Consider the following 5,696-nt stretch of genomic DNA (forward strand, 5'->3'; position numbering starts at 1 on the left):
CCGAGCCCGGCCGGGCCCCGGCCGCTGACCACGAGGGCCGAGCCGGGCCGCCCGACGCCACCGGGCCGCTGCGGCCCGAGCTCGTCGAGGAGCCCCGCGCGGATCAGCTCGTCGACGAGGGTGGACACGGCGGCCCTGGTCAGCCCGATGTGCTGGGCCACCGCCGCCCGGGACAGCGGGCCCTCGGCCGCGACCGCGTGCAGCACGCGGGACAGGTTGCGGCGGCGCATGCCCTGCTGGGTGTCGGGCGTCCCCGGGCGGGCCCGGTGCAGTGGAGCGGTCATGCCGTCATGGTCCCAGGCTCCCCGGCCGCCGTGATCACAGCCCCTGGAAGAGCGGGTCGGCCGCGGCGAGCACCCCGGAGATCCGCGCGAACGCGGCGTCGTCCCGCTCCACCGGCTCCAGCACGGGACCGCGCGCCGTGTCCCAGCGCCGGGCGACCGCGGCGGGGTCCTCGCCGGTGAGCAGCGCGGCCGCCTGGGCCGCGGCGCCGAGCGCCACCAGCTCCCGCGCCTCGGGCACCTGGACCGCCCGGCCCGAGAGCCGGCGCACCGTCTCCTGCCAGGCGGCGCCGCGGGCACCGCCCCCGATCAGGAGCAGCGGTGCGGCCGGGTCGGTGCCGGGCGTGTCCCCGTCGAGGACCCGGTCGAGCGCCCCGAGCAGCGCGTGCACCGCCCCGTCGTACGCGGCCTGGAGCAGCTGACCGCCGGTCGTGTCGTGCCGCAGGCCCGTCAACAGGCCCGAGGCCGCCGGGAGATCGGGGGTGCGCTCGCCGTCGAGGAAGGGCAGCAGCGTCGCGGCGCCGCCGGGCTCGACGGCCTCCCGGTCCAGCCCGAGCAGCGCGGCGATCCGGTCCACGGCGAGCGTGCAGTTCAGCGTGCAGGCCAGTGGCAGCCAGTCCCCGCGCGCGTCCGCGAACCCCGCGACGATGCCGCTCGCGTCCGCCGGCCGCCGCCGGGACACCGCGTACACCGTGCCGGAGGTGCCGAGACTCAGGACGGGGGTGCCCGGGAGCAGGCCGAGGCCGAGCGCCGCCGCCGCGTTGTCCCCGGTGCCGGCGGCGACCAGCGTGCCCGGGGCCAGGGGGAGCCCGCTGTCGGACCCCAGGACCGAGCCCGCCGCTTCGCCGGGGGCGACCACCCGCGGCAGGAGCGCGGCGTCGAGCCCGACCCGGTCCAGCATGTCCGTGTCGTAGGCCTCGGTGTGCGTCGCCCACCAGCCCGTGCCGGAGGCGTCGCCGCGGTCCGTGGTGCCCGCGCCCGTCATCCGTCCGGTCAGGTAGTCGTGGGGGAGCCGCACGGCGGCCGTCGCCCGGGCCGCCTCCGGCTCGTGCTCCGTGAGCCAGGCCCACTTCGTCACCGTGAACGAGGCGCCCGGCACGCTGCCGAACCGCTCCGCCCACGCCTTCGGGCCGCCCAGGGCGTCGACCAGGCGGCGGGCCTGCGGCGCCGAGCGCACGTCGTTCCACAGCAGCGCCGGGCGCACCGGACGACCCTGCGCGTCCAGCGTCACGAGGCCGTGCTGCTGCCCGCCGACGGACACGGCCGAGGCGCGCCGCGCCGCGTCGCCGCACTGGGCGAGGGCCGCGCACAGCGCCGCGTACCACTCCTCGGGGTCGCTCTCGTGGCCGGTGCCCGTCGTCACGGTGTGCGGCGCCTGTCCGCTCGCGACCACGGCGCCCGTGGCGACATCGACCACGAGGGCCTTCGTGGACTGGGTGGAACTGTCGACCCCGACGACGAGGGGCCCCTCGGCAGTGGGCATGCGGCTCTCCAGATGCGGTCGGTGCAAGCGGTCGGTGCAGACGGCCGGATCGCGTCGAGCCGATCCGTCTCCGTGTTCCTCTTCCCAGAGGCGTGCCCGCATACTAATTTGTAAAGCGCCATGACGAAATAGGCGGGCGCCGGAACACGACCCGCCGCCCGGCGACGGCGAGGGAGCCGCACGATGACGTACCAGCCCACCCCCGAGGACAAGTTCACCTTCGGCCTGTGGACCGTCGGCTGGCAGGGCCGCGACCCGTTCGGCGACGCGACGCGTCCCGCGCTCGACCCCGTCGAGTCCGTGCAGAAGCTCGCGGAGCTCGGCGCGCACGGCGTGACCTTCCACGACGACGACCTGATCCCCTTCGGCGCCTCGGACACCGAGCGCGAGTCCCACGTCAAGCGCTTCCGGCAGGCTCTCGACGCGACCGGCATGGTCGTCCCGATGGCGACGACGAACCTGTTCACGCACCCGGTGTTCAAGGACGGCGGATTCACGGCCAACGACCGCGACGTGCGCCGGTTCGCGCTGCGCAAGACCATCCGGAACATCGATCTGGCCGCGGAGCTCGGCGCGACGACGTATGTCGCCTGGGGCGGTCGCGAGGGCGCCGAGTCCGGCGGCGCGAAGGACGTCCGGGTCGCGCTCGACCGGATGAAGGAGGCCTTCGACCTGCTGGGCGAGTACGTGCTGGAGCAGGGCTACGACCTGCGCTTCGCCATCGAGCCCAAGCCCAACGAGCCGCGCGGCGACATCCTGCTGCCCACCGTCGGCCACGCACTCGCCTTCATCGAGCGCCTGGAGCGCCCGGAGATGTACGGCGTCAACCCCGAGGTCGGCCACGAGCAGATGGCCGGGCTCAACTTCGCCCACGGGATCGCCCAGGCGCTGTGGGCGGGCAAGCTCTACCACATCGACCTCAACGGCCAGTCCGGCATCAAGTACGACCAGGACCTGCGCTTCGGCGCCGGTGATCTGCGCCAGGCCTTCTGGCTCGTCGACCTCCTGGAGACCGGTGGCTACGAGGGCCCGCGCCACTTCGACTTCAAGCCGCCGCGGACCGAGGACTTCGACGGCGTCTGGGCCTCGGCGGCCGGCTGCATGCGCAACTACCTGATCCTCAAGGACCGGGCTGCCGCGTTCCGCGCCGACCCGGAGGTCCAAGAGGCGCTGCGGGCCTCGCGCCTGGACGAGCTGGCGCAGCCCACGGCCGCCGACGGGCTGGCCGGACTCCTCGCGGACCGGGGCGCGTTCGAGGACTTCGACGTGACCGCCGCCGCCGAGCGCGGGATGGCCTTCGAGCGGCTCGACCAGCTCGCCATGGACCATCTGCTCGGCGTGCGCGCCTGACGCCGAGTTCGCGGGAGGGGTCGCGCGGCGGGCCCCGCTCCGGACACTCTGGGGGCATGGCCACACCTCCGATGCCCCCGCAGCCGCCCCCGCCGCCGAGCGGCACACCCCCGCCCGACGACGGGGGACTCGGCGGGCCGCCCGCGGGGCCGCGCGGGGACGGCGGCAGCCGGCGCTTCCTGGTGCTCGCGGTCGTCGCGGCGCTCGTCGTGATCGGCGGCGCGCTGGCGTTCGTCATGACGCGCGACAGCGGTGACGACGGCAAACCGGGCTCCGGGGAAGCGAGTTCGGGTACGCCGTCACCGTCACGCAGCCTGCCGAGCGAGCTGCCCAGCGGCCTGCCCAGCGACCTGCCGACCGAGGGGCTGCCCAGCGGCCTGCCGAGCGGAATGCCCAGCGACCTGCCCACCCGGCTGCCGACCGACCTGCCCAGCAACCTGCCGAGCGGGCTGCTGCCCAGCGACATGGAGAGCCTCGTGCCCTGACCCTCGCGTCGGGTGCGCCACGCGAGGCGGCGCCTCCCCGACGGGGAGGCGCCGCTGTGGGAACGCTGGTGACGTGATGAGGGTCAGCAGTGGTTGGGCACGTTGCCCTTGTCGTTCCCCTTGAGGTAGATGGCGCTCACGTAGCCGATGCCGCCGCTGTTGAGCTTCAGGCGGACCCAGTTGCGGTTGCTGATGCCGTGGTCGTTGACGAGATCTCCTTCGAGCCAGCACTGGGCGTTGTAGCTGTAACCCGCGTTCACATAGCTGACGACGCGCTCTCCCTTGGCCGGTCCCGCGTGCACGTTGCCGTGCGCCCACGCCGTGACGGCCGTGTCGGCGAGTGCGGGGGACGCTCCGAGGAGCGTGGCGGACAGGAGTGCGGCGCTCGCGCCGCCGAGAGCGAGTGCGCGACGGGTCGTAGCTCGTGCCATGTGGTGTGTCTCCCGTTGGTCGTGTGAGGCGTCGGTCTGTGATGTCGACTTACTGATGTGTCCCCTTCCGCGGTGAGGACGTGATCCACTCTCGGGGACCGCCCGGCCCTGCTCAATCGCCGTCCGGAGGGAGTGCGCGGACCTGTGTTCCCGGCGCGCGCGTCCGCAATGCGGATGCGCCGGTGGCCTCCCGGTCGGATATCGGCCGGTGATCGCGCGGCCGAGGGTGGCCGGCCGTGCGGCTCCCGTCGGACCACCGGCGACCGATCGTTACGAGCGCACGCGATCGATACGATGAGCGGCCAGGGACCGGAGTTGACCGGGGAGGGGCCGGCATCATGCGCCTGCACGTCGACCGCCGCCATGCGCGGGTGCTCGAACTGCTCCGCGAGCGCGGCACGATCCGCGTCGCCGACCTCGCGGGGGAACTCGGCGTCTCCGCGGTCACGCTGCGCCGTGACGTCGAGACGCTCGCGGCCCGCGGTCTCCTGCTGCGCCTGCACGGCGCCGTCGTCTGGCCGGGCGACACCGCCGCCGCACCGGACCGCGCGGACCTCACGGCGGGCCCCGCCCCCGCCCACCCGCACCTCGTCGTCGGCATGGTGGTCCCCACGACCGAGTACTACTACGCGGACGTCGTGCGCGGCGCCCGCGAGGCCGTCGAGGCGCACGGCGCCCGGCTCGTCGTCGCGCTGACCCGTTACCTGCCCGGTGAGGACTCCGTCCAGGTCGACCGGCTGCTCGCGGCCGGAGTCGACGGGCTGCTCCTCACCCCCAGCTGGCGGACGGGCGTGCCCGACCCCGGCGAGGGACTGCGCATCACGCAACGGCCCGTGCCGATCGTGCTGGTGGAGCGCTCGGCCCCGCACGGCCATCCCGCCGCCGGCCTCGACCGGGTCCGCTCCGACCACGCCCACGGCGCCGCGGTGGCCGTGCGGCACCTGGCCTCCCTCGGCCACCGCAGCGTCGCGCTCGCCGCGCAGGACTCACCGACCAGCACCGGGCTGCGGCGCGGACATCGGGCCGCGGTGGACGCGCTCGGCCTGCGCCCCGCACCCGAACCGGTCCGGCACCCCGCGCCCGACAGCGAGGCCGACCGGTTCGAGCGGTCCTTCCACCATCTGCGCGAGGCGGTCGAGGACCACGGGGTCACGGCCGCGATCCTGCACAGTGACGCCGACGCGCTCGTGCTCGTGCCCCGGCTGCGGGCCCACGGCATCCGCGTCCCCGAGGACCTCGCCGTCATCACGTACGACGACGAGGTCGCGGCCCTGGCCGATCTGCCCCTGACGGCGGTCGCCCCCGCCAAGCGCACCGTGGGGCGCCGCGCGGCGGAGCTCCTCCTGTCCCGGCTCACCCGTGCCCCGGGCGCCCCGGCGGAACCGGCCCAGCACCTGGACGTCCTCCCGGAGCTGCGGATCCGGGACTCGTGCGGCGCCGCGGCCGGTGCGCGATGAGCCGGGCCGATTCCTGGCCGGCCGACGTCGACTCGCCCTCGTGGGAGGCGCGCGTGCGTGCGGGACGCGCGCTCGCGCCCCGCGCCGACCTGCCCGAGGCCGCGCGGGCGCTGACCCTTCTGCTGGGCGACGCGGCGGACACGGCCGTCGTCCGGGGCACGGCCGCGGCGCTGATCCGCGCGGGCACCCCCGACGCCGTCCGGCTGGTC

6 protein-coding genes are annotated in these 5,696 nt (G+C 75.3%); 3 read left to right on the top strand and 3 right to left on the bottom strand.

Annotated features, from left to right (window positions below; translation table 11 throughout):
* Both GTW43_RS14785 and xylB read right to left on the bottom strand, forming a co-directional pair.
* On the bottom strand, positions 1-284 hold a 284-nt coding region (locus GTW43_RS14785), incomplete at its 3' end, for a helix-turn-helix domain-containing protein (protein WP_161302330.1).
* Between the two features lie 34 nt (positions 285-318).
* Complete coding sequence (gene xylB / locus GTW43_RS14790) at positions 319-1,764, bottom strand: xylulokinase (RefSeq protein WP_161302332.1); 1,446 nt, start codon at positions 1,762-1,764, stop codon at positions 319-321.
* Between the two features lie 183 nt (positions 1,765-1,947).
* Here xylB and xylA point away from each other — a divergent pair, with 183 nt between their 5' ends.
* Both xylA and GTW43_RS14800 read left to right on the top strand, forming a co-directional pair.
* Complete coding sequence (gene xylA / locus GTW43_RS14795; protein ID WP_161302334.1) at positions 1,948-3,114, top strand: xylose isomerase; 1,167 nt, start codon at positions 1,948-1,950, stop codon at positions 3,112-3,114.
* 56 nt (positions 3,115-3,170) lie between these two features.
* Positions 3,171-3,599 carry a hypothetical protein gene (locus GTW43_RS14800; protein ID WP_161302336.1) on the top strand — a complete coding sequence of 143 codons (429 nt, stop codon included), beginning with the start codon at positions 3,171-3,173 and terminating at the stop codon, positions 3,597-3,599.
* 83 nt (positions 3,600-3,682) lie between these two features.
* Here GTW43_RS14800 and GTW43_RS14805 read toward each other — a convergent pair whose 3' ends face one another.
* Complete coding sequence (locus GTW43_RS14805; protein ID WP_161302338.1) at positions 3,683-4,030, bottom strand: SH3 domain-containing protein; 348 nt, start codon at positions 4,028-4,030, stop codon at positions 3,683-3,685.
* Between the two features lie 338 nt (positions 4,031-4,368).
* Here GTW43_RS14805 and GTW43_RS14810 point away from each other — a divergent pair, with 338 nt between their 5' ends.
* A complete protein-coding gene (locus tag GTW43_RS14810) occupies positions 4,369-5,487 on the top strand; it encodes a substrate-binding domain-containing protein (RefSeq protein WP_161302340.1) in 1,119 nt (372 codons plus the stop codon).
* Positions 5,488-5,696 lie beyond the last annotated feature (209 nt).

The sequence above is a fragment of the Streptomyces sp. SID5785 genome, assembly GCF_009870065.1.
Classification (GTDB): domain Bacteria; phylum Actinomycetota; class Actinomycetes; order Streptomycetales; family Streptomycetaceae; genus Streptomyces.

Excerpts from the sequence above, each read along its gene's own strand:
- GTW43_RS14800 (WP_161302336.1), top strand. The coding sequence starts at position 3,171 with ATGGCCACACCTCCGATGCCCCCGCAGCCGCCCCCGCCGCCGAGCGGC.
- xylA (WP_161302334.1), top strand. The coding sequence starts at position 1,948 with ATGACGTACCAGCCCACCCCCGAGGACAAGTTCACCTTCGGCCTGTGG.
- GTW43_RS14805 (WP_161302338.1), bottom strand. The coding sequence starts at position 4,030 with ATGGCACGAGCTACGACCCGTCGCGCACTCGCTCTCGGCGGCGCGAGC.
- xylB (WP_161302332.1), bottom strand. The coding sequence starts at position 1,764 with ATGCCCACTGCCGAGGGGCCCCTCGTCGTCGGGGTCGACAGTTCCACC.
- GTW43_RS14810 (WP_161302340.1), top strand. The coding sequence starts at position 4,369 with ATGCGCCTGCACGTCGACCGCCGCCATGCGCGGGTGCTCGAACTGCTC.